General features: G+C 66.5%; 21 protein-coding genes. 10 read left to right on the top strand and 11 right to left on the bottom strand.

What is annotated here, in order from left to right; genetic code table 11:
* Nucleotides 1–48: 48 nt before the first annotated feature.
* The 4 genes from aroA to serC form a co-directional block, all read right to left on the bottom strand.
* Nucleotides 49–1,386, bottom strand: coding sequence for a 3-phosphoshikimate 1-carboxyvinyltransferase (aroA, locus tag AB4Y64_RS09250; RefSeq protein WP_441816152.1), 1,338 nt, complete (start codon nt 1,384–1,386; stop codon nt 49–51).
* Nucleotides 1,383–2,564, bottom strand: a complete 1,182-nt coding sequence (gene hisC / locus AB4Y64_RS09245; RefSeq protein WP_441816151.1) for a histidinol-phosphate transaminase — start codon at nt 2,562–2,564, stop codon at nt 1,383–1,385. Before hisC ends, aroA begins: the two co-directional genes overlap by 4 nt.
* Nucleotides 2,561–3,808 (bottom strand): prephenate dehydratase, encoded by a 1,248-nt coding sequence (gene pheA, locus AB4Y64_RS09240; RefSeq protein ID WP_441816150.1) that lies wholly within the window; start codon nt 3,806–3,808, stop codon nt 2,561–2,563. The genes hisC and pheA overlap by 4 nt, the downstream gene beginning before the upstream one ends.
* A gap of 62 nt (nt 3,809–3,870) precedes the next feature.
* Entirely contained in the window at nt 3,871–4,956 is a 1,086-nt protein-coding gene (gene serC / locus AB4Y64_RS09235) for a 3-phosphoserine/phosphohydroxythreonine transaminase (protein ID WP_441816149.1), read from the bottom strand.
* Between the two features lie 179 nt (nt 4,957–5,135).
* Here serC and msrP point away from each other — a divergent pair, with 179 nt between their 5' ends.
* Both msrP and AB4Y64_RS09225 read left to right on the top strand, forming a co-directional pair.
* Nucleotides 5,136–6,104: a protein-methionine-sulfoxide reductase catalytic subunit MsrP gene (gene msrP / locus AB4Y64_RS09230; protein WP_441816148.1), complete on the top strand. Its 969-nt coding sequence runs from the start codon at nt 5,136–5,138 to the stop codon at nt 6,102–6,104.
* A gap of 13 nt (nt 6,105–6,117) precedes the next feature.
* Nucleotides 6,118–6,765: a protein-methionine-sulfoxide reductase heme-binding subunit MsrQ gene (locus AB4Y64_RS09225; protein ID WP_441816147.1), complete on the top strand. Its 648-nt coding sequence runs from the start codon at nt 6,118–6,120 to the stop codon at nt 6,763–6,765.
* On the opposite strand, the gene AB4Y64_RS09220 is transcribed toward AB4Y64_RS09225, so the two are convergent.
* Nucleotides 6,734–7,531 carry an FHA domain-containing protein gene (locus tag AB4Y64_RS09220; RefSeq protein WP_441816146.1) on the bottom strand — a complete coding sequence of 266 codons (798 nt, stop codon included), beginning with the start codon at nt 7,529–7,531 and terminating at the stop codon, nt 6,734–6,736. The genes AB4Y64_RS09225 and AB4Y64_RS09220 overlap by 32 nt on opposite strands.
* An 81-nt stretch (nt 7,532–7,612) precedes the next feature.
* Here AB4Y64_RS09220 and AB4Y64_RS09215 point away from each other — a divergent pair, with 81 nt between their 5' ends.
* Nucleotides 7,613–7,888, top strand: a complete 276-nt coding sequence (locus tag AB4Y64_RS09215) for a polyhydroxyalkanoic acid system family protein (protein ID WP_441816145.1) — start codon at nt 7,613–7,615, stop codon at nt 7,886–7,888.
* Between the two features lie 26 nt (nt 7,889–7,914).
* On the opposite strand, the gene AB4Y64_RS09210 is transcribed toward AB4Y64_RS09215, so the two are convergent.
* A complete protein-coding gene (locus AB4Y64_RS09210) occupies nt 7,915–8,664 on the bottom strand; it encodes an FFLEELY motif protein (RefSeq protein WP_441816144.1) in 750 nt (249 codons plus the stop codon).
* Nucleotides 8,665–8,819: 155 nt separating this feature from the next.
* On the opposite strand from AB4Y64_RS09210, the gene AB4Y64_RS09205 reads away from it, so the two are divergent.
* The 3 genes from AB4Y64_RS09205 to AB4Y64_RS09195 all read left to right on the top strand — a co-directional run bounded on the left by AB4Y64_RS09205 (nt 8,820) and on the right by AB4Y64_RS09195 (nt 11,901).
* Complete coding sequence (locus AB4Y64_RS09205; RefSeq protein ID WP_441816143.1) at nt 8,820–10,061, top strand: patatin-like phospholipase family protein; 1,242 nt, start codon at nt 8,820–8,822, stop codon at nt 10,059–10,061.
* Nucleotides 10,062–10,138: 77 nt separating this feature from the next.
* Nucleotides 10,139–10,708: a phasin family protein gene (locus AB4Y64_RS09200; protein ID WP_441816142.1), complete on the top strand. Its 570-nt coding sequence runs from the start codon at nt 10,139–10,141 to the stop codon at nt 10,706–10,708.
* 245 nt (nt 10,709–10,953) lie between these two features.
* A complete protein-coding gene (locus AB4Y64_RS09195) occupies nt 10,954–11,901 on the top strand; it encodes a restriction endonuclease (RefSeq protein ID WP_441816141.1) in 948 nt (315 codons plus the stop codon).
* 4 nt (nt 11,902–11,905) lie between these two features.
* Here AB4Y64_RS09195 and AB4Y64_RS09190 read toward each other — a convergent pair whose 3' ends face one another.
* Nucleotides 11,906–13,897, bottom strand: coding sequence for an SDR family oxidoreductase (locus AB4Y64_RS09190; protein ID WP_441816140.1), 1,992 nt, complete (start codon nt 13,895–13,897; stop codon nt 11,906–11,908).
* A 153-nt stretch (nt 13,898–14,050) separates the two neighbouring features.
* Between AB4Y64_RS09190 and AB4Y64_RS09185 the strand changes: the two genes are divergently transcribed.
* Together AB4Y64_RS09185 and AB4Y64_RS09180 are read left to right on the top strand one after the other, a co-directional pair.
* Complete coding sequence (locus AB4Y64_RS09185; protein WP_441816139.1) at nt 14,051–14,323, top strand: acyl-CoA-binding protein; 273 nt, start codon at nt 14,051–14,053, stop codon at nt 14,321–14,323.
* A 48-nt stretch (nt 14,324–14,371) separates the two neighbouring features.
* On the top strand, nt 14,372–14,998 hold the full coding sequence (locus tag AB4Y64_RS09180) for a TetR/AcrR family transcriptional regulator (protein ID WP_441816138.1): 627 nt from the start codon (nt 14,372–14,374) through the stop codon (nt 14,996–14,998).
* On the opposite strand, the gene AB4Y64_RS09175 is transcribed toward AB4Y64_RS09180, so the two are convergent.
* Nucleotides 14,986–15,357, bottom strand: a complete 372-nt coding sequence (locus tag AB4Y64_RS09175; protein ID WP_441816137.1) for a hypothetical protein — start codon at nt 15,355–15,357, stop codon at nt 14,986–14,988. The two genes, AB4Y64_RS09180 and AB4Y64_RS09175, sit on opposite strands and share 13 nt — an antisense overlap.
* 151 nt (nt 15,358–15,508) lie before the next feature.
* Between AB4Y64_RS09175 and AB4Y64_RS09170 the strand changes: the two genes are divergently transcribed.
* Nucleotides 15,509–16,363: a hypothetical protein gene (locus tag AB4Y64_RS09170; RefSeq protein WP_441816136.1), complete on the top strand. Its 855-nt coding sequence runs from the start codon at nt 15,509–15,511 to the stop codon at nt 16,361–16,363.
* A 59-nt stretch (nt 16,364–16,422) separates the two neighbouring features.
* Here the strand turns inward: AB4Y64_RS09170 and AB4Y64_RS09165 are convergent, their stop codons facing one another.
* Nucleotides 16,423–17,046: a response regulator gene (locus AB4Y64_RS09165; protein WP_441816135.1), complete on the bottom strand. Its 624-nt coding sequence runs from the start codon at nt 17,044–17,046 to the stop codon at nt 16,423–16,425.
* A gap of 84 nt (nt 17,047–17,130) precedes the next feature.
* Between AB4Y64_RS09165 and AB4Y64_RS09160 the strand changes: the two genes are divergently transcribed.
* Nucleotides 17,131–18,867: a histidine kinase gene (locus AB4Y64_RS09160; RefSeq protein WP_441816134.1), complete on the top strand. Its 1,737-nt coding sequence runs from the start codon at nt 17,131–17,133 to the stop codon at nt 18,865–18,867.
* Nucleotides 18,868–18,897: 30 nt separating this feature from the next.
* Here AB4Y64_RS09160 and AB4Y64_RS09155 read toward each other — a convergent pair whose 3' ends face one another.
* Both AB4Y64_RS09155 and AB4Y64_RS09150 read right to left on the bottom strand, forming a co-directional pair.
* Nucleotides 18,898–20,283, bottom strand: a complete 1,386-nt coding sequence (locus AB4Y64_RS09155) for a hypothetical protein (RefSeq protein WP_441816133.1) — start codon at nt 20,281–20,283, stop codon at nt 18,898–18,900.
* A gap of 4 nt (nt 20,284–20,287) precedes the next feature.
* The gene (locus tag AB4Y64_RS09150) at nt 20,288–21,430 is read right to left on the bottom strand and encodes a glycosyltransferase (protein ID WP_441816132.1); all 1,143 of its coding nucleotides are present in this window, start codon (nt 21,428–21,430) and stop codon (nt 20,288–20,290) included.
* Nucleotides 21,431–21,450: the final 20 nt, after the last annotated feature.

The raw sequence follows: 21,450 nt of genomic DNA, 5'->3' as shown, positions 1-21,450 counted from the left end.
ACACAATCTTGGCTTCGGGGGACACGGACAAGACCTTTCGAGTCTAAGTCACGGCGCCGTGCTCAGCCATACGCCAGCTGAAGCGGCAAGGGATTCAAATCCGGGGAACGACGTTGCAACGTTGGCTATATCGGCCACGCGCACCTCACCCGCTGCACGCTGCGCGGCCACGGCGAAGCTCATGGCGATGCGGTGGTCACCGTGGCTGTCGACTGTGCCGGCGCCGATCGGCCCGGGCACGATGGTCGCCCCGTCGGGGTGCTCCTGAACCTCGATGCCCAGCGCGCGCAGGCCCTGCGCCATGGTGGCGATGCGGTCGGACTCCTTCACGCGCAGCTCGGCGGCGTCGCGGATGGTGGTGTTGCCCTGCGCACACGCGGCGGCGACGAACAGGGCCGGGAACTCGTCGATCATGTCCGGCGCCAGGTCGCCGCCGATGTCGATGCCGCGCAACGGGGCGTACCGCACCAGCAGGTCGGCAACGGGTTCGCCACCCTGCTCGCTGGCGTTCTCCTCGCGGATGTCGGCACCCATCCGCCGCAGGGCGGTCAGCAGACCGGTCCGGCGCGGGTTCATGCCGACGGCCTCGAGTCGAATCTCGGAACCGGGAACGATGCTGGCGGCCACCATGAAGAATGCCGCCGAGGAAAAATCTGCCGGCACCGCGATGTCCGTCGCCACCAGCCGATGGCCGCCGCTCAGTCGCGCGTGCCCGGGCGAGAACTCGATCGGCCAGCCGAAGGCGGCCAGCATGCGTTCGGTGTAGTCGCGCGTCGGGTGTGGTTCGTGCACGCTGGTCTCGCCGTGCGCGTACAGGCCGGCCAGCAGCAGCGCGGACTTCACCTGCGCGCTCGCCACCGGCGAGGCGTAGTCGATGCCATGCAGGCTGGCGCCACCACGGATCCGCAACGGTGGCAGCCCGCCCTCCTGCGAACCAATCACGGCGCCCATCTGCGACAACGGCTCGGTCACGCGGCGCATAGGCCGCTTCGACAACGAAGCATCGCCGACCAGCACGCTGTCGAACGCTTGCCCGGCAAGTACTCCGGCAAGCAAGCGCATGCCGGTGCCGGCATTGCCGCAGTCGAGCGGGTTGCTGCTGCCGACCAGGCCGTGCAGGCCGACGCCATGGACGATGCGTTCGCTTGCGCTCGGGGTTTCGATGCGTACGCCTATTTGCTCGAAGACGCGCGCGGTGGCGCGCGTGTCCTCGCCTTCCAGGAAACCGCTGATCCGGGTCGTGCCTTCGGCCAGTGCGCCAAGCATGATCGCGCGGTGCGAGACCGACTTGTCGCCGGGCACGCGAAGGTTGCCGCGCAACGGGTGTCCACCGCTGCGGGCGATCCAGTCCTGGCGGGTGTTGCCAGTGCCTGATTCCGTGCTCATGCCAGCACCGCGTCCAGTGCCGCCAGCAGGCGACGGTTCTCGTCGGCCGTGCCGACGGTGATGCGCAGGCACTCGGGCAGGCCGTAGCCCCCCATCGGTCGCAACACCATGCCGCGCGCGACGAGGTCTGCCTCAATCTGCGCCGTGCGCGGACCGAACTCGACCAGCACGAAATTGGTCTGCGACGGGTATACGCGCAGCCCACGCTGCCCAAGCTGCGCAGCCAGTTCGGCGCGCTGCGCAGCATTGCACTCGCAGGCCCATTGCAGGTGCGCCTCGTCGCCCAGCGCGGCTTCGCAGGCGGCGAGCGCTGGGCCGTTGACATTGAAGCTCTCGCGAAGGCGCTCCATCACCGCAACCAGGCCCGGCGCGCCGATCAGGTAACCCACGCGCATGCCGGCCAGGCCATAGGCCTTGCTGAAGGTGCGGGTGAGCAGCAGGTTCGGGTACGCGGCCAGTGCGGGCAGCGCGCTGGCGGCATCGGCATCGGCCTGCGCCATCTCGGCGTAGGCCTCGTCCACGACGACGATCACCTCGGCCGGCACGCGCGCCATGAAGGCCTCAAAGGCCTGGCGACCAAACCAGGTGCCGGTCGGGTTGTTCGGATTGGCCAGGAAGACCAGCTTCGTCTTCGCGCCAATGGCCCGGGCGATCGCGTCCAGGTCGTGACCCAGCGGCATCACGGCGTGGTCGCGCGGCAGCGCGTCGACCATCCGCAGCGTGGCGCCGGCTGCCTGCGTGGCCAATGCAAACACCGCGAATCCGTACCGCGAGCAGACCACTTCGTCACCGGGCCCGGCAAACACCTGGCCCAGTTGCATCAGCAGTTCGTGCGAGCCATTGCCGAGCAGGATCTGCGCCGGATCGACGCCATGCCTGGCCGCCAGTGCCCGCTTGAGGTCGGCGCCGAGCGGATCGGGATAGCGGTGCAGCGCTTGCAACTGCTCGACCACCGCCTGGCGCGCGGCCGGCGACGGGCCATAGGGATTCTCGTTGGAACCGAGCTCGACCAGGTTGGCCTCGCCAAAGCGCTTGCGCATCCCGACCAGGTCGTGGCCGGGGTCGTAGGCGCGCAGGCGCTGCACGCCGGCACTGGCGCGACTGGCGAACCAGGCCTCGTCGAACGCCGGACGCTCGCCGGCGCGCCCTGCCCCGTTGTGGCCAGCCGCCAGGCTCATGCGATCGCCACCGGGTAGGACCCGAGCACCTTCACTTCCTGTGCGTACTCGTCCAGTTCGTCCAGCGCGCGGCGCATCGCCTCGTCATGGACATGGCCACCGACGTCGATGAAGAACGCGTACTGCCACAGGCCGGTATGGCCCGGGCGCGACTCGATCCGGTTCATGCTCAGGCCGTGCCGGGCGAACGGCGCCAGCACGTGATGCAGCGCGCCCGGCTGGTCCTTGATGAACACCAGCAGCGAAGTGCGGTCGTTGCCCGAGGTGGTGAACAGTTCGCGGCCAAGCACGAGGAAGCGCGTGGTGTTGTCGGGACGGTCCTCGATGGGGCCGGCGATGGACTTCAACCCGTAGACGTTGGCGGCGCTGATGCCGGCGATGGCGGCAGCGTCGTCGGCACTTCGCGCGCGCCGGGCCGCCTCGGCATTGCTGCCGACCGCGATCTTCTCCGCCTTGGGCAGGTACTGGCGCAGCCAGGCCTTGCACTGGGCGAACGACTGCGGGTGCGAGTAGACGCGCTCGATGTCCTCCATGCGGCCGCTGCGCGAGAGCAGGTGCTGGTGCACGCGCAGTTCGACTTCGCCGCAGATCTTCAGCTTGGACGTCAGGAACATGTCCAGCGTCGACTGGATGGTGCCCTGGGTGGAGTTCTCCACCGGCACCACGCCGAAGTCGGCATGGCCGGCCTCCACTTCCTGGAACACTTCCTCGATGCTGCCCAGCGGCAGGCCGTGGATGGAGTGGCCGAAGTGCTTGTACACGGCCTGCTGCGAATGGGTGCCTTCCGGCCCGAGGTAGCCGATCTTCAGCGGCTCCTGCTGCGCCAGGCATGCCGACATGATTTCCCGGAACAGGCGCACCAGGACTTCATCGTTGAGCGGGCCGTCATTGCGATCGACCACGCGACGCAGCACCTGCGCCTCGCGCTCGGGGCGGTAGTAGTCGACCGCGGCGGCGAGCTTGCCCTTGGCCTTGCCGACCTGGTTGGCGAACTGCGCACGCTCGGCGATCAGCTGCTGGATGTGGCGGTCGATGCCGTCGATGCGCTCGCGCAAGGCAAGCAGGTCGGGCGATGCCAGCGAGGCCGGTGCTGCCGGGGCCGTTGCGGCAGCCGTGCCCTTGCCTGCGCCGGCGGCCTTGGCCACCTTCGACACCTTGCCTGCCGCTGCCTTGATGGCCTTGGTGGCCTTGGCCGGGGTCTTCTTTGCTGCCGGCTTGGCCGGCGACTTCTTGTTGCTGCTCATTTCGTGTATCGCCTTGTTGTCTCTTGAGCCCCCTCGCCCGCGGACGGGAGAGGAGCGGATCGTCAGCCGTTGCGCTGCTGGAAATCGCGCATGAAGGCCACCAGCGTCTGCACGCCCTCTTCCGGCATCGCGTTATAGATCGACGCGCGCATGCCGCCGAGCACGCGGTGGCCCTTGAGCGAGATCAGGCCGTGCTGTGCGGCCTGCTCGAGGAAGGCGGCATCGAGCGCGGGGTCGTGCAGGAAGAACGGCACGTTCATGCGCGAACGCGCCGCCGGCGCCACTTCATTGCGATAGAAGCCACCGGAGTGGTCGATCGCGTCATACAACAGGCCGGCCTTGCGCGCGTTGCGGCGGGCGAACTCTTCCACGCCGCCCTCCGCCAGCATCCACTTGAACACCAGGCCGGCCAGGTACCAGTTCCAGGTCGGCGGCGTGTTGAGCATCGAGTCGCCCTTGAGGTGGGCGCGATAGTCGAGGATCTCCGCACGCGGCTGGCCGGCACGTTCCAGCAGGTCTCGGCGGACGATGACGACCGCTACGCCGACCGGGCCGAGGTTTTTCTGCGCGCCGCCATAGATCAGCCCGAAGCGGGAGACATCCAGCGGCTCGGAGGCAATCGAAGAACTGAAATCGGCAAACAGCGGCACGTCGCCGACGTCGGGAATGTCGCGGAACTCGACACCGTGGATGGTTTCGTTGGCGGTGTAGTGGACATAGGCGGCATCGGGCGAAAGCTGCCAGGTGTCGCGGGCCGGGATGTCGCGGAAACCACCCGCCTCGCCATCGGCGGCGATGTTGACGTCGCAGTACGGCCGGACCTGCTTCAGTGCAGTCTTGCCCCAATGCCCAGTCACGACGTAGTCGACACGTTGACCCGGCGAGGTGAAGTTGAGTGCCATCAGCGCCTGCTGGAGCGTCGCCCCGCCCTGCAGGAACAACACCGCATAGTCGTCCGGGACCGAGACCAGGCTGCGCAGGTCGGCCTCGGCCTGTGCGGCGACCTTCATGAACTCCGGCCCCCGGTGGCTAAGCTCGACGATCGAGGCGCCTACTTCGTGCCAGTCCAGGAGTTCTTCCTGGGCCTGCCGCAGGACCGGCTCGGGCAGGGTTGCGGGACCGGCGGCAAAGTTGAAGGCGCGGGACATCGAACGCTCCAGTCAGGTAAGGGTTCACAGGGGGATTGGCGCTGAGCGGCCAAGTATGCCGCACTGCAACAGGTAACGGATTCATGGTTACCCGCGCAACTTTTCCCGCGCTCGCGCCCTCTATAGTCGTGAATGGTGCGCTCCCCCCGCGCATCGCCGTACCGATCCGGAGCAGCACAATGTCACTGCGTGACGCACTGAAGATCCCCTCATCGCACATCACCGACGAAGCGGTTTACCGCGGGCGACGGCAGCTCCTGGCCGCGGTCGCCGCGGCGCCGGCGTTGGCCCTGCCCGGCTGCTCCGGAGCCGAGCCGCCGCCTCCGCCAAAGGTGGCGATAACGCCGGCACAGGCGCGCTCGGGCTTCCGCACCGACGAAGTGCTGACCCGCTACGAGGACGTCACCAGCTACAACAATTTCTACGAGTTCGGCACCGGCAAGGCCGACCCGTCGCAGGCCGGGCGAACGCTGCGCACGCGTCCGTGGTCGGTGGCCGTCGGCGGCCATTGCGCCAAACCCGGCACACTTTCGCTCGACGACCTGATCAAGGGACTTACCCCGGAAGAACGCGTCTACCGCCTGCGCTGCGTCGAGGGCTGGTCGATGGTGATCCCGTGGCTGGGCGTGCCGCTGGCCGCGGTGCTCAAGCGCTTCGAGCCGACGTCGCAGGCCAAGTACGTGGCTTTCACCACCTTGGCCGATCCAAAGCAGATGCCGGGCGTGGGCTATCCCGCGCTCGACTGGCCCTACCGCGAGGGGCTGCGCATCGACGAGGCGATGAACCCGCTGACGCTGCTGGCCACCGGCATCTACGGCAAGCCGCTGCTGCAGCAGAACGGTGCTCCGCTGCGGCTGGTCGCACCATGGAAGTACGGCTTCAAGTCGATCAAGTCGATCGTGGCCATCGATTTCGTCGAGAAGATGCCGGAGACGGCCTGGCACGAAGCCCAGCCCAGCGAGTACGGCTTCTTCTCCAACGTCAATCCCAACGTCGACCATCCGCGCTGGAGCCAGAAGAGCGAGCGCCGCATTGCCGGCACGGCCAGCAAGCTGTTTGCCGAACGCATCCCGACGCGCATGTTCAACGGCTATGCCGACCAGGTCGCCGGGATGTACACCGGCCTCGACCTGAAGAAGTGGTTCTGACGGCGTGGCGGGCATGAGCGTGTGGCGACCCGGCCCCAGGGCCCTGTTCGCCAGCAAGGCCGTGGTGCACCTGCTGGCGCTGACGCCGGCGGCGATCCTGGCGTGGCAGATCCGTGCCGAGTTCCTCACCGGCAGCGGCGGCCTGGGCGCCGACCCGGTGGCGGCGATCGAGCATCGGCTCGGCCTGTGGGCGTTGCGGTTCCTGATGATCACCCTGGCGATCACGCCGTTGCGGCAACTGAGCAACCAGCCGGCCCTGCTGCGCTTCCGCCGGATGCTGGGGTTGTACGCCTTCGCCTACGCAACGCTGCACCTGAGCGCGTACCTGGTGCTCGACCTGCGTGGCTACTGGGCGACGATCTTCAGCGAGATCGTCAAGCGCCCCTACATCACCGTCGGCTTCGCGGCGTGGCTGTTGCTGTTGCCACTGGCCATCACCTCGACCCAGGCGGCGATCCGCAGGCTCGGCCGCAACTGGGCCCGCCTGCACCAGCTGGTCTATGTCATCGCCGTGCTGGCGGTGCTGCACTTCTGGTGGCTGGTCAAATCCGACATCCGCGAACCGGCCCTGTACGCCGGCATCCTGGCGTTGCTGCTGGGCTGGCGGGCGTGGAAGAAGCTGCGCGCGCTCAACGCGCGCCGTACAGCAGCAACAAGCTGAGCGCGGCGGCGATCAGCAACGCCGCCAGCAACAGCCAGGGCATGCGCCGGACCGACTGCGGCAAGGTCGAAGGCGCACGCGGCTCCTCGACGGGGGCGGTGCGGACCGGAGCAGGAGCGCTGGCCTCGATGCCGGCCATGCGCTGCACCGGCGCCTCGACGACGAACCGGTGCTGGCTGCCAAAGACCACCTGATCGCCCGGCTGCAGCAGCGCGTGGCGCACCGGCCGGCCGTTGACGATGCTGCCTTCGACCGAACCCAGGTCGCGCAGGACCACGCCGTCGGCGTGGGCTTCCAGGCGGGCATGGCGGTCGACGAAGGACGCCTCGTTGATGCGGATGTCGCACTCGCCGGCACGGCCCACGGTCCGCGCCCGGTCAAGGGTGAAGCTGCGGCCGTGATGGGGGCCGCCGACGCCACGCAGCAGCATCCGCGTGTCGGCGCCGCCGGAGAATCCGTAATCGACCGGTGCCGGCAGCGGGTCGGCGGCGAGCAGCAACAGCTCGATGCCGTCGACGAAGATCGCGTCGCCAACACGCAGCATCGCCATCCGCCGCACCGGTCGGCCGTTGACGTGAAGGCCGTGCGCGCCTTCGCGAACCTGCAGCCAGACGCCGCGACGGTCCACGCAGAACTGCACCAGCGCCGCATCGCCGGACACCGGGCGCAGCGCGGCCTGGCTGTCATAGCCAATGGCATGCACGCCCGGGCTCAGCGCCAGGTCGGCATGTTCACGGTTTTGGAATCGCAGTCTGAGGGAATTCACGCCCGCGCAATCTAGCATGCGTCGCACACTTGGATGGAGGGGGTGGTGCCCGCACAATACCGGCACTTCGGAGGACCAGACATGTCGAACATCGATATCCACCACGCCCATTCGCTCTCGCCCGACCAGGCCCGCCAGGCCGTGCAGGAAGTGGCCGAGAAACTGTCCGAGCGCTTCGGCATGGACTACGCCTGGGACGGCGACGTCCTCAACTTCAATCGCAGCGGCGTCGATGGCCACATCGAGCTGGAGCCCGAGCAACTTCACGTCACCGCGAAGCTGGGATTCCTGCTGAGCACGATGAAGGGCCCGATCGAAGCCGAGATCAAGCGCGTCCTCGACGAACGCTTCGCCTGAGGCCACCGCCGCGGGCCGGGACGACCTCAGTCGATCTGCCCGCGGAACGGATCCGGCTCGCCAGCGAACACGCGCTGCGACACCTCGCGCTCGTCGACTTCGATCTCGGCGATGAAACTGCGCACGTCGCCGAGCTTCGAGAACGCCTCGAAGCCGCGCTCGAGAAACCCCTGCAGTTCCGACAGGCCCGTGGCCTTCGCCGGCCCGTGGGACAGCTTGAGCAGCATCGAAATGCCGGGCATGCGCAGGGCATTGCCCAGGCCCAGGCCGACCCGCGAAATCAGGTCGATCTGGTGCGAGCGCAGCCGCGGCAGGCCGGCCTGCCGGTACGCCCGCGCATAGAGCTCGGCGTTGAGCTTGCGGCGCTGCCCGCCGAGCTCCTGCAGCACCTGGGCCATGCGCAGGTCGAAGGCATGGGTGAGCAGGCCCAGCTCGATCGCGTCCGCCACCGTCTCCAGCAAACCGGTCGGCAACAGGCGCTGCATCATCGGCAGGACCTTGGCGATGTCGGCGTCGCGGCGGCTGAAGTCGTGGTCGTTGTAAACGTCGCTGAGGAAGAACTGCGCGGCCGGGCGACGCCTGGGGTCGCTGAGGAACTGGTCGAAACTGGCTTCCAGCCGCCGCGCCTGCCAGCGCCGCACCTCCGGCAGCCAGCGCAGGCGGTTGCGCGGCTCCTGCGCCGGATCGTGCAGCGCCTGGTGCTCGTGCAGCAGCCATTGCAGCCGTTGCGCCAGGGGACGACGACGGTGGCTGCCACTGGGCGTGTGCGGGGACATCAGGCCGATGATCGCGGCCGCCGCCGGCCCCTGCAAGCCACCCCGGCCGCCCGCCACGCGCGCCCCGGCAATAGCGCTTGTGCGGCAAACCGGACGGGCCGGTGGCGCCCGCCGAACCCGGCTACACTCGGGTCAACCCCGCAACCCGTGCCTCCATGCTGTCAGTCCATTCCGCCCGGCACCGGCCGCGCATCCGCTCCGATCGCCCCAGCCGGATAGGCCTGGCGGTTGCCGGCGGCGGCCCGATCGGCGGCATGTACGAGCTGGGCGCCCTGCGCGCGCTCGACGAAGCTCTCGATGGCCTCGACCTCACCCGCCTGGACAGCTACGTCGGCGTCAGCAGCGGCGCCTTCCTGGCTGCCGGCCTGGCCAACCGCATGGACACCGCGCAGATGTGCCGGATCTTCATCACCGGCGACAGCGACGACGTGCAGTTCCGTCCGGAGACCTTCCTGCGCCCAGCGATCTTCGAATACCTGCGCCGTGCCGCCGGCCTGCCGCGCCTGGCCGCGCAGTGGGGTCAGGACATGCTGTGCTCGGGCAAGGAAGCGCGCTGGTCGGACCTGCTGATGCGCTTCGGCGGGCTGGTGCCGACCGGGCTGTTCGACAATGCCCGGGTCGAGGAATTCCTGCGCGACGTGTTCACCCGGCGCGGGCGCAGCAACGATTTCCGTGAACTCGACGCCACCCTTTACGTCATTTCGGTCGACCTCGACAGCGGCGACGTCGTGCGTTTCGGCGGCGAGGGCTGGAACGACGTGCCGATCTCCACCGCGGTCCAGGCCAGTGCCGCCCTGCCCGGCCTGTATCCGCCGGTCGAGGTCCGCGGCCGCCACTTCGTCGATGGCGCGCTGCGCCGGACCATGAACGCTTCGGTGCTGCTCGAGCGCGACATCGACCTGCTCATCGGCATCAACCCGCTCGTCCCCTTCAACAAGGGCGATGCCGGCGTTGCCGTCAGCCGCGAGCGCAGCCTCGCCGCAGGCGGCCTGCCGGCGGTGCTGTCGCAGACCTTCCGCACGCTGCTGCAGTCGCGCATGCAGGTCGGCCTGGCGCGCTACGCCCAGCAGTACCCGGACATCGACCAGCTCATCTTCGAACCCAATGCCGAGGACGGCGAGCTGTTCTTCACCAACGCCTTCAGTTTCTCGGCGCGCCGGCGCATCTGCGAGATCGCCTACCGCAACACCCTGGCCGACCTGCACCGTCGCGCCGACACCCTGGGCCCGCAGCTGGCCGCGCACGGCATCCACCTGCGCACCGACCTGATCGTCGATGCCGGGCGCTCGATCCTCGACGGCCTCGACATGCCGACCCGGCACACCGAAACCACCGCCAGGCTCGACCGCGCCCTGGACGATGTCGGCCGCCTGGTCGCCGCTCGCCGCCGTCGCTGATTCCTCGCTGGTGTGAAAGCTCTAGAGCGCGGGGCGATGGTGGTGGCACATCAGCCACTCCCATCGAGGGAACCCGCATGGCGAAGTTCAAGAAGGCGGCCAAGAAGGCCAGCACCGGCCGCACCAGCACTGGTCGCAGCACCGCTGGCAGCAAGGCAAGCAAGGCCGAAGCCGACAAGGCCGAACAGCTCTCGCGCAGCCTGAGCGAATCGGCGCAGCAGATCTGGCTGGCTGGCGTGGGCGCGTTCTCTCGCGCGCAGGCCGAAGGCACCAAGCTGTTCGACGCGCTGATCAAGGAAGGCATGACCCTGGAGCAGACCGCGCGCAAGTTCGCCGGTGGCCAGGCCGATGCCGTCCGTGACGTCGTGGAATCCCGGGTTGGCCAGGCACGCGACCGCGCCGCCGATACCTGGGACCGCCTCGAAAAGGTCTTCGAGGAGCGCGTCAACCGCGCCCTGATCAAGCTCGGCGTGCCGGGCCGCGACGACCTGACCGAACTCAGCCGCAAGGTCGATGCGCTCACTGCCGAACTGCGCCGCCAGGGCGGCAAGCCGGCCGCCGCGCGCAAGGCACCGGCAGCGAAGAAGGCCGCCAAGGCTGCCAAGTCGCCGGCAGCACGCAAGCCGCGCAAGTCCGCCGCGTCCTGACCCGCCGCAACTGACCTACCGGGGCCGGCCCAGGCCGTCCCTGCCGCTTTACCGCACGGCCAACCGCCGCGCGCACAAACAAGCCCGCCAGTCCGCGCTTCCGTATGCTCCCCTCCCCTTACGGTTTCGGACTGGCGGGCTTTCTTTTTGCAGTGCGAACTCTGCCATGCGAGTTGAGATGAAGCTGGCGTATATTCGCGGGCCCTGAACCAACAGAGTCATGCATGTCGGCCGGCTTTTCCCCTTTGATTGCGACCGTAGTCGTTGTCCTTTCCGGTGCCCTGGCCACGGCCTACCTGTGGCTGGTCCGCCAGCGCCAGGCAGAAACCGCCGCCGGCATCGACGCCCTGGCCGGCATGCGCTGGCGCGAGTTCTCGCGGCTGGTGATCGAAGCCCTCCATGCCCGCGGTTTTGTCGCCGAATCGGTCGAGCAGACCCTCGAGCACGGACCGCAGGCCGAGATCCGCCTGATGCGCGAAGGCCGCACGTGGCTGCTGGCCTGCAAGCAGGCCGGCGCCCGCTCGCGCCTGGGTGCGGCGAGCGTGCGCGAGCTGGCCGATGCGGTCCGCTTCAACGGTGCCGCCGGCGGCATCCTCGCGACGCCGGCGCGGATCGACGCCGAGGCGCGCAAGGCTGGCGGCGAAATGGAGCTCTACGACGGCACGGCACTGTGGGCGCTGGTCAGCCAGATGCTGCCCTCCTCGCTGCGCGAAGACCTGACCGCGAGCGCACGCAAGCGCAGCATCCGCGAGATCGTCATCACATGGCTGGGCGCGATCGTGCTGGGCGTGGCGGTGGGCTTCCTGCCCGCCGTGATGCAGGGCGCGCCGGACACGGCACAAGTCACCGCTCCGCCGCTCGCCCAGCGCCCGTCTGCGGCGCCGGGCACGCCCGCCGCGCAGGCCAACGAGCCTGCCCTGATCGCCGCGGCACCGGCCGATCCCAATCGCGAACAGTTCGAGCGCGGCGAAGTCATCCACGCCATCTCCGCCCTGCCGTGGGTCGAGCGGGTGTTGTGGTCGACCAGCTCGACGTTGTTCATCCAGCAACGCGAGGATGTCCAGGAACTGCACGTGCAGGAAGTGTGCGCAGTGCTCAACCGCTACGAGTCGCTGCGCGCCTCACGCCTGCAACTGCAGCCGCCGGCGGAAAGCCAGCGGACGGTGCGGTTCCTGCAGTGCAGCAGCTACTGAATCGCTACCAGTGCACGCCTCGCATCAGCGAGGCGAACGCGATCTGCTCGTTGCTCGGCTTGACCTCGCCCCGTAGCGCCTGCTTGTCGCCACGTGCCGCCGCCGAATCGGGGAACAGCTCGAACGCGGTGCTCATGATCACCTCGTAGGCCTTCGGCGCGAGCGCATTGAGCACCGAAGCGGTGATGCCCAGTCGCGTCGCAATCCGGCTGGGTCGTTCGATGATCCCCTTCACGACCAGGTCGGCGGCTTCGTCCGGCGTCAGCGTCGGCACCGAGTCGTACATCTTGGTCGGCGCGATCATTGGCGTCTTCACCAGCGGCATGTTGATGGTGGTGAAGCTGATGCCCTTGCCGGACAACTCGCCCTGGGCGCAGCGGCTCCATGCATCGAGCGCCGCCTTCGAGGCGACATAGGCCGAAAAACGCGGCGAATTGGCCAGCACGCCGATCGAACTGATGTTGATGATGTGGCCCTTGCGGCGCTGGACCATGCCCGGCATGACACCCATGATCAGGCGCAGGCTGCCGAAGTAGTTGAGTTGCATCGTCCGCTCGAAGTCATGGAAGCGGTCGTAGCTGAGCTCGATCGAACGCCGGATCGAACGGCCGGCGTTGTTGACCAGCACGTCGACGCGGCCGTGCTCCTCGAGCACGGTCTTCACCAGCCGGTCGCAGTCCTCCATGTCGGCCAGGTCGGCGGTGTAGGCGAACACCTTGCCGCCGGCGGCCTTCATCTCGTCGCGCGCCTTGAACAGCTCGATCTCGCCACGCGCCACGATCACCGTGATCGCGCCGGCCTCTGCCACGCGCTGCGCCGTCGCCAGGCCAATGCCCGACGAACCACCGGTGATGACCACGACCTTGTTGCGCACCTTGCCCTTGAGCGAGCGGTCGACGAACAGGTCCGGGTCGAGATGGCGCTCCCAGTAGTCCCACAGGCGCCAGGCATACCCTTCCAGCGGTGGAACATGGATGCCGCTGCCCTTGAGCGCACGCTCGGCCTCGCGGTTGTCGAAGCGCGTGGGATAGGTCAGGAACTTCAGTGTCGCCTTGGGAATCTTGAAGTCGCGCAGCAGCATCCCGACGAAGCGCCGCACCGGCGGCAGGTTGCCTACCATGCCGCGCACGCTGCCGGGGATGAAGGCGAACATGCGCGCATCGATGCGCATGGTCATTTCCGGCGAATGGCCGGCGCGGGCGAAGGTGTTGAGCACCTCGCCCACGCGCATCGGTTCTGGATCGGTCAGGTGGAAGCAATGCCCGTCCAGGCGCGGCTTGTGGGCGATGTGGTCCATCGCATCGACCACAAAGTCTACCGGCACCACGTTGATGCGCCCGCCTTCCAGGCCGAGCATCGGCATCCACGGCGGCAGCAGCTCGCGCAGCTTCTTGAGGAAGGTGAAGAAGTAGTAAGGGCCGTCGATCTTGTCCATCTCGCCGGTCTGCGAGTGGCCCACGACCATGCCCGGCCGGTAGATGCGCCATTTGATCCGGGATTCGCGCCGCACCAGTCCTTCCGAATCGTGCTTGGTGCGCAGGTACGGATCGTCCAGACCTTCGGCCTCGTCGAACATGTCCTCGCGGAACACGCCCTGGTACAGGCCGGCCGCCGCGATCGAACTGGTGTGGTGGAACACTTCGGCCTTGATCGCCACCGACAGGTCGAGTGCGTTCTGGGTGCCGTCGATATTGGCCGCACGTTGCGATTCGGCGTTGGCGGTGAGGTCGTAGATCGCCGCCAGATGGAAGAAGTGCTTGACCTTGCCATTGAGCGCGCGAAGCTGCGCGGCGCTGACGCCGCAGTTGGGCTGGGTCATGTCGCCATCGACCAGGACCACGCGCTTGCTGTCCCATCCCATCTTCTTGGCGATGGCATCAAGCTTCTTGTGCGAGTCCTTGCGCACCAGCACATAGATGGTGCCCTTGCGCTTGAGCAGCTTGCTGACGAGGAAGCGTCCGATGAAACCCGTCGCGCCCGTGACGAAATAACTCATGTCCCACTCCCTGACCTTGAGCATGCCGCTTGGCGGCGTAATGGGCCTACGTTGCCAGAGCCGGTCGCGCGCGACAATTCCCGGGCGTATTGACCACCCCTGCGGTGCGTGCGGTAATGCCCGCACCATCTTGGCCGCCGGGAGGGGCGACCCATGTCCGATCTGCGAAACACCGGTTTACAGCAGGACTTCGAGCAGGCCGCCAAGGATGTCAAAACGCTGACCGACCGCCCCGACAATGAGACGCTGCTGCGGCTGTACGCGCTTTACAAGCAGGGCTCCGAAGGGGATGTCAGCGGTCCCAAGCCGGGATTCTTCGACTTCGTCGGCACCGCCAAGTACGAGGCCTGGGCCAAGCTCAAGGGCACCTCTACCGACGACGCCAAGAAGAAGTACATCGACCTGGTCAAGCGGCTGCGCGCCTGATTTTCACCCGACCCTCACACGCGTCCCCTCCGCCCCACGAGAGAACTGATGGCGAAACAGACCCGCCAGCGCATCCTTGAGAGCGCGTTGACCATGTTCAACGCGCTGGGCGAGCCGAACGTCACCACCAACCATATCGCCGACGAGCTGGAGATCAGCCCGGGCAATCTGTACTACCACTTCCGCAACAAGGACGACATCATCGAGCAGCTGTTCGCGCGCTTCGAGGAGCGCATGGACGCCGCGCTCGCCGCGCCGCAGGGACGATTGCCCGGCCTGGAGGACATCTGGTTGCAACTGCACCTGGTGTTCGAGTGCATCTGGGATTACCGCTTCCTGCATCGCGACCTGGTCGAGATCCTCAGCCGCAACCGCCGCCTGCGGCTGCGCTTCGCCCGCATCCTGCGCCGTGCCGACGAGCAGGCGCACACGGTCATGCGCGGCCTGGTGCAGGCCGGGATCATGCGGGCGTCGAAGGACGAAGTGGCAGCGACCGCGACCAACGTGCTGGTGATCGCCACGTTCTGGTTGAACTACGCCGCCGCGCGCGGCGACAAGGACGAACACGCGGCGATCCGCGACGGCATCGTGCAGGTGATGATGCTGCTGGCGCCGTTCCTGCGCGACGCCGAGCGGGTGCACCTCAATACGCTGACGCGCGCTTACCTGGACTGAGCCGCGGCCCGCTTCGCCGGCGCACGCGTCGCGCGACGCGACTGCGGCTTCCTGGTCGCGGTGCGCAGCTGGCGCTTGGCCTTCGGCTTCAACCCGAGCTTGTCGAGCACCGGCGCCAGTCGCGCCTCGACGTCGCTGCTGAACTGCACCACGCGCGGTTCCACCTGGCGCATGCGCGCACCGGCCGTGCCAGCCAGCGCCTGCGCGCCACGCTGCAACGCATCGATCCGCGCCGATGCACGGGCCGGTGCCGCCAGCGCTGCGCGGCGCGAGACTGCGACCAGGCCCAGGCCGGCCAACCAGACGTGACGCAGCGTGGTCTTGCTCGCTGCGCCGGACTTGCGCTTCACAGCCGCCATCGGAAACTCCATATCCAGGCGGAATGCCCGGCTTTGGCGCCCACTTTCGTGGCGAGCGATCGAGCAAACACACTAAGGGCCTCGCACCCCTTGCCATGTCCCGTCCACTGGCGAGATGCTGCCCGTCCCGACCCGCCGACAAGGACCGCAGATGGCCGCCAAATCCAGCTGGGCAGCGTTTCCGCATGACGCCAAGGGCTTCGCCTATGCCGGCGACGCGCTCAAGAAGGCCTGGCCGAAGCTGCATGCCGGCGACACCGAGCCCTTCCCGGACAGCAAGCGCGCCTCGGCGTTGATTTCCGCCGCCGGCAAGGCCGCGCCCAAGGGGCTGGATGCCGACGCGCTGGCAAACGCCTTGCAGGACGCCTGGCGCAGCTTCCACCACGGCGACTTCAAGGCGGCGTTCGATGCCGGCGAAGCACTCGGCCCGGCCGGCGCGTCGGTCGCGGTGAAGGCGATCGGCATCCACGCCACTTACCTCGTCGACGACGACGCGGAAAAGCTCAAGCGTTTCGAGCAGGCGGCGAAGATTGCCGAGGCGGCAGTGAAGGCTCTGCCAGACGACGCCAACAGCCACTATCGCCATGCCTTCGCACTGGGCCGTTACAGCCAGGGCCTGAGCATCGCCAAGGCGCTCAAGGCCGGCATCGCCGGCAAGGTGCGCGGCGCGCTGGACAAAACGTTGGCGCTGTCGCCAACGCACGCCGAGGCACACACGGCGATGGCGCTGTACCACGCCGAGATCATCGGCAAGGTCGGCGGGATGATCGGCGGCCTGACCTACGGCGCGAAGGCTGCAGAAGCGGAGAAGCACATCAAGACCGCGTTGAAACTGACGCCGGACTCGCCCATCGCCCATATCGAGCACGGCAACGTGTTGATGCTGCTGCATGGCGACAAACAGGAAGATGCCGCCGCGGCTGCGTACGAGAAGGCAGCCAAGCTCAAGCCGGTCGATGCGATGGAAGCGCTGGATGCGGCGTTTGCGGCGTCGCAGCTGGAGTAGTCATATCCCTTCTCCCGCACGCGGGAGAATGTGGCCGAAGGGCGGATGAGGGCGCTTTCTCAGCGACCCCACATCGTCAGCAGTCCGCGTTCGCGCGCAATTCGCGCCAGTTCGCCAACGGTGCGCGCGCCCAGCTTTTCCATCAGGTTGGCGCGATGGCGGTAGAGGGTCTTTACGCTGATGCCCAGCTCGCTGGCGATCGCCTTCGGCGGCAGGTCCGACAGCAGGCCGCGCAGGGTTTCGGCTTCGCGCGGCGTCAAGCGCGAGGCGACCGGCCGTTGCACGGTGGCGTTGAGATCGCTGCTGAGCACGATTTCACCCTGCATGACCCGATCGAGCACGCCGACCAGTTCATCCACGGCGGCGGCCTTGGTGACGTAGCCATGCGCGCCCAGGTCCAGCGCCCGCAGCACCAGCCCGGGGTCGTCGTGCATGCTCAGCACCACCCGTCGCACGTCGGGCACAACGGTGGCCAGCTGCCCCAGCAGGGTCAGGCCGCTGTTGCCCGCGCTCAGGCTCAGATCGAGGACGGCGATGTCCGGCGAATGCGCGCGGGCGGCCGCCACGGCGTCGGCCACGGTCGAGGCCTCCGCCAGGACTTCGTAACCTTCGGTGTTTTCAAAGAGGCGCTTGAAGCCCTCGCGGACGATCGCGTGATCGTCAACTAGCAATACCCTGACCATGACACTAGTCTGACAGCCCTCGCGCCCCGCGGGTTAGAAAAAGTCTCCCTCCCGGCCCATGGGCACCGGGTAATCTGCCTGCCGATGAACCAGACTCTGCGCCCATCCGACCCGCCACGCCCGGCTTCCCCGCCGCGCCCCCTCGCCGTCGAGAAGGGCACGCGCTCCGGCGGCGCGATACGCGAGGTCGCCATTGGCCTGGTGGCCATGATCGCGGTGATCGCGGTGTACGTGCCGTTGGGGCTCGCGGGCTTCTTCCACTGGATGGTCGCCAACGGCGTCCTGTTCACCGCCCTGTGGTGCATACCGCGGCGCTGGTGGCCCTGGTTGTTCGCCGGCGCGGTGCTCGCGCGCACGATCAACGGCGTGGCCATCAGCATCACCTCCGGCGTGCCGGGGGACTTCATGCTGTATTGGCCCGGCCCGCTGCAGTTTGTGCTGGACAACCTCCTGGAACCGTTCCTGCTCGCCACCGGCGTGATCCTGCTGCAGCACTGGCGGGTCTTCCCGAAAGACGCCATGAACCTGGAGTCCATGACCCGGATCCACCTGGCCACCGCGGTCTCCGCGCTGGCCGTGGTCAGCAAGGACCTGGTGTATGCGCTGATTGACGGCCGGGTCGGCGACATGCGGCTGGCCCAGGTCATCGACATCGCGCCGCTGGCCGGCCCCAGCGTGCTTGCGATGCTGGCCGCCTACCTGCTGAAGAACTTCCTGGGCAACTTCATCGGCTGCATCCTGATCGTGCCGCTGGGCGCGTGGATCGACGAGCCGGCGCACTACTCGCCGTCCAAGCCGATCATCACCAGCGCGATCCGCTACCTGTTGCCGACCATGGCCCTGTACCTGGTACTGAGCCTCAGCCGGCCCGGCAGCAACCTGGGTGAACTGCTGCGACTGCTGCTGATGGTCGCGGTGGTGGTGTTCGCCATGCGCCACGGCTGGCGCGGTGCGGCGCTGTCGGTGCTGGTGGCCAGCATCGCCATTGCCGTGGAGGAGCACGTTGGCCTGCCGGTCTACACGCCGATCCGCCTGCAGATGTTCATCGCCATCACCGGAGCGATGGCGCTCCTGTTCGGTGCCGCCATAGACGACATGCGCCGCGGCACCGCCCTGCTCCGTCAGGCCAATGCGCAGGCTGCCGTGCTGACCTCGCAACTGCACGCCTCGGCGCTGCGCAACCTGCAGGCCGAAGAGCGCGAACGCCGACGCCTGGCCGCCGACCTGCACGACGAGTTCGGTCAGAACCTGACCGCGCTGCAGACGCACCTCAAGCTGGCCCAGCGTGATTTCATCGCGAGCGGGCGCAGTGCCGTGGTCGACAACCTGCTGGAACTGACCCGCAACATGCGCCGCAATATCGGCTCGGTGCTGGAATCACTGCGCCCGGCGGCCCTGGACGAACTGGGCTTGTACGCGTCGATCGAACGTGGCCAGATCCGTCGCCTGGTCGAAGAAGCCGGGCTCGCGTTCGCCTCCCACCTCGAAGGCGACGCGCGGCTGCTGTCGATGCTGGCGCCGGTGCACCGCAACGCGGCCTACCGGGTGGTGCAGGAAGCGGTGACCAATGTGGTGCGCCATGCCCGCGCCAGTAGATGCGAAGTGCGGCTGCGCATCAACCTGCGCAATGATGCGATCTGGTTGTTCATCCATGTCAGTGACGATGGGATTGGTGGCGTTGACGGCATGCGCGCGAACAACGGGCTGACCAATATCTCGGATCGCGTGGTGGCGTTGAGCGGCGCGCTGAAGCTGGCCGATCAGCACCCGGGGTTGCGCGTGCATGCGTTGATCAGGCAGCCGTTTGCGGAGTTTGAGTGACACAAACACAGCGCCACGCGCTCCGGGTGATCACGCCGTACGGCGGATCAAGTCTCTGCAGCAACCAATATTGAACAAATACATCATTCCTACGTACATGGAAGCGCCAAGCCCAGTCACGACAACTGCTCGATCCAGGCCTTGAGACATGGGCAGTCCGGCAGATACGGCATAAATTGGAACGCACGCCACCAGGACCATCAGTATTGCCCTGACTGGCATGCGAAACACCAAGCTTCGTCTCGCGACTATGCAGGCCACGGCCAAACTCACGACCAGGGCGATGATGAGTAGCAACAAGATGCGAGTCGGACTACCCCTCAAGAATGACGCACCCAATCCAACCAGAAGCAGTGCCAGGACTGGCGAGAGCAGCCCCAACCGGGAGTCTCCCGATATCACGAACAGCGAATCGACACCGAATGTACGAAAGGCGAGCAGCGTGGCAAACGCGACAGACAGAGAGATGGACGATTCAAATCCCCGCTCATAGGCGACAGGCACAATTGCAGAGGTGAAGTCGCCAACCACCGACATCAACCCAACGCCTGCGGGAAGGATCACAGCTGCGGCCAGGAACATCTGATCGGCGTAGGCGGCCTCTCCTCGACCAGAGTCGGCACTCGCGATTGTCCGCTGAAGAATGACGATATTGGCTGCCGCCCCGAGAACCAGGAGAACTCGAAGGCTCAGATCGAATGCAAACAACGCGCCCGCGGTTTCCGCGACGGCATCCGATGAGATGGTCGCGCGAGCGACGAACTGCAGCGCGGCCGACGCAATCGACGACAGCGCCGCCAGCGAGCCGAATCGAAACAGGAAGCTCAGTTGCACCGGATCAATGCCGTCGACGGACCAATCTCGCCAACGTCGAACTGCGCCCCCAAGTGCGATAGGAAAAGAAAGCGCCAGCGCGAACACGACGGCAACTCCAGCGCCAAACAACTTCGCGCTTATCCAGACGAACACTAGGCCAGCCAGCGCCCTAAGTACCATCAGCGAAGCTAGCTTGCCGTTCTTCCCCACGGCCCTCAGATAAGCCTGGGACCCATCGAACAACCCTTGGCAGCACGCATAGACGCACGCGGCAGCCACCCATAGCTGCCACCCGCAGAGTGCGTGCCCCACCAGCAACGCTCCGCCCAGCGCCAACAGTGCCGCCCCCACAATCAAGTACATCGCACGAAGCGTACCAACCCTGATTGAGGCCAGCTGCGCGTTGCCACCTGCGTAACGCAACATCGAAACCCGCAACCACTCGTAAGCACTCGCCACGATCAACTGCCCCAGGCTCCAGGACAGCGAGAACTGACTGTACTGTGCCGGGTCAAGGTAATGAGGCACGATCAGCTGAACGACAAATGAGCTCACGGATGCGAGCAACACGGCAACCGGAAGAATTACCAGGAATCGCATTTCGTCAGCCAATTCCCATCACAGGAAGCATTTGCCGGGCAAGCTCGCTCCAAGAGTAAGGCTGAGTAGCTCGTACAAGTTGGTCGGTCTCAGAATCCGAGATTGGCTCGAACAACAAGCGCTCGCACTCGTGCAGCCAATCCTCAGGTTTGTCCGAGAACACCGATCGCGGCAGCGCTGCATTCAGCTGACCTTGGACGCCTGAGGTTGCCAGAACCGGTATGCCATGGGCCAAGCTCTTCAGGAGCTTCAGCTTTCCGCCATTCAGATAGGCGAACGGCATGATGGTGAAATCCGCTCGAGCAAGCACGTTCGACATGCCTTGGTCAGTCAGATCTGACTGCAACTCCCATCCCCTCTCTTCGCAAAGACGCACAATCTCCACACTTGGACAAGATCCCGCTACGCACACGTTGAGCCGCTCACCCAGCCCAGAAGCAATGACCGGCTCGAATGTCGACGCAAAGTAACGAAGCGCATCGAGATTCATCTTGACCCCGAGCGATCCGATGAACAACAGACGAACCACATCGGAACCGCTGATCCTGGATAACGCTTCCGCCGGCACTTCGACTCCAACGGGAATGACAAATGAGTCATGGGTTCCGAACTCGCGTTCATAACCCTGCTCGTCAGCCGACGCAACGTGAATGAATCGCGCCGAGCGAATGACCGAGGGGAGCCTTTTCCTCAACCACCGGAGACTGCAGTACGCAACCAGTCTCGACAGGGGATTCGGGCCAGATGCGGCCATCTCCCGGAACCATTTGACTTCGTCGTTATGGGTTTCTATGAGGCAGGGTTCGGAAGCTTCTGAACAGTACGCCGAGTAAGCGTCAGCCGCCCAGATACCAACGGACGGGAAACTACAGACAAGCCGAGGCTGCACCAAACCTGAAAGTACCGAAGACACCGCCGCCTGATACCTCGGCGTCACGAACTTCTCGTAGAGGTAGTGACTCTGACGCAACAATGTTCTGAGTGCCGCCCAAGACTTGCTTCGGTTCCGATTCTCGAAGCGCTCGAGATGGACAATGCGCCCATCGCCTAGACGATAGATTGAGTCCTGGGCAACGAGAAACACCTGATTGCAGTGGCGACTAAGAGCGAGCCATCGTCCGAGGATCAGGATATCCGCTCCATTCATCGCCGGAATACTCAGATGTG

Source organism: Lysobacter sp. TAF61 (genome assembly GCF_052113485.1).
Classification (GTDB): Bacteria; Pseudomonadota; Gammaproteobacteria; order Xanthomonadales; family Xanthomonadaceae; genus Lysobacter_J.
This window is presented reverse-complemented; position numbering and strand designations above follow the sequence as displayed.

What these genes read in the sequence shown, in the direction of transcription:
- aroA (WP_441816152.1), bottom strand. Translation starts at nt 1,386, where the DNA reads ATGAGCACGGAATCAGGCACTGGCAACACCCGCCAGGACTGGATCGCC.
- hisC (WP_441816151.1), bottom strand. Translation starts at nt 2,564, where the DNA reads ATGAGCCTGGCGGCTGGCCACAACGGGGCAGGGCGCGCCGGCGAGCGT.
- pheA (WP_441816150.1), bottom strand. Translation starts at nt 3,808, where the DNA reads ATGAGCAGCAACAAGAAGTCGCCGGCCAAGCCGGCAGCAAAGAAGACC.
- serC (WP_441816149.1), bottom strand. Translation starts at nt 4,956, where the DNA reads ATGTCCCGCGCCTTCAACTTTGCCGCCGGTCCCGCAACCCTGCCCGAG.
- msrP (WP_441816148.1), top strand. Translation starts at nt 5,136, where the DNA reads ATGTCACTGCGTGACGCACTGAAGATCCCCTCATCGCACATCACCGAC.
- AB4Y64_RS09225 (WP_441816147.1), top strand. Translation starts at nt 6,118, where the DNA reads ATGAGCGTGTGGCGACCCGGCCCCAGGGCCCTGTTCGCCAGCAAGGCC.
- AB4Y64_RS09215 (WP_441816145.1), top strand. Translation starts at nt 7,613, where the DNA reads ATGTCGAACATCGATATCCACCACGCCCATTCGCTCTCGCCCGACCAG.
- AB4Y64_RS09210 (WP_441816144.1), bottom strand. Translation starts at nt 8,664, where the DNA reads ATGTCCCCGCACACGCCCAGTGGCAGCCACCGTCGTCGTCCCCTGGCG.
- AB4Y64_RS09205 (WP_441816143.1), top strand. Translation starts at nt 8,820, where the DNA reads ATGCTGTCAGTCCATTCCGCCCGGCACCGGCCGCGCATCCGCTCCGAT.
- AB4Y64_RS09200 (WP_441816142.1), top strand. Translation starts at nt 10,139, where the DNA reads ATGGCGAAGTTCAAGAAGGCGGCCAAGAAGGCCAGCACCGGCCGCACC.
- AB4Y64_RS09190 (WP_441816140.1), bottom strand. Translation starts at nt 13,897, where the DNA reads ATGAGTTATTTCGTCACGGGCGCGACGGGTTTCATCGGACGCTTCCTC.
- AB4Y64_RS09185 (WP_441816139.1), top strand. Translation starts at nt 14,051, where the DNA reads ATGTCCGATCTGCGAAACACCGGTTTACAGCAGGACTTCGAGCAGGCC.
- AB4Y64_RS09180 (WP_441816138.1), top strand. Translation starts at nt 14,372, where the DNA reads ATGGCGAAACAGACCCGCCAGCGCATCCTTGAGAGCGCGTTGACCATG.
- AB4Y64_RS09175 (WP_441816137.1), bottom strand. Translation starts at nt 15,357, where the DNA reads ATGGCGGCTGTGAAGCGCAAGTCCGGCGCAGCGAGCAAGACCACGCTG.
- AB4Y64_RS09170 (WP_441816136.1), top strand. Translation starts at nt 15,509, where the DNA reads ATGGCCGCCAAATCCAGCTGGGCAGCGTTTCCGCATGACGCCAAGGGC.
- AB4Y64_RS09165 (WP_441816135.1), bottom strand. Translation starts at nt 17,046, where the DNA reads ATGGTCAGGGTATTGCTAGTTGACGATCACGCGATCGTCCGCGAGGGC.
- AB4Y64_RS09160 (WP_441816134.1), top strand. Translation starts at nt 17,131, where the DNA reads ATGAACCAGACTCTGCGCCCATCCGACCCGCCACGCCCGGCTTCCCCG.
- AB4Y64_RS09155 (WP_441816133.1), bottom strand. Translation starts at nt 20,283, where the DNA reads ATGCGATTCCTGGTAATTCTTCCGGTTGCCGTGTTGCTCGCATCCGTG.
- AB4Y64_RS09150 (WP_441816132.1), bottom strand. Translation starts at nt 21,430, where the DNA reads ATGAATGGAGCGGATATCCTGATCCTCGGACGATGGCTCGCTCTTAGT.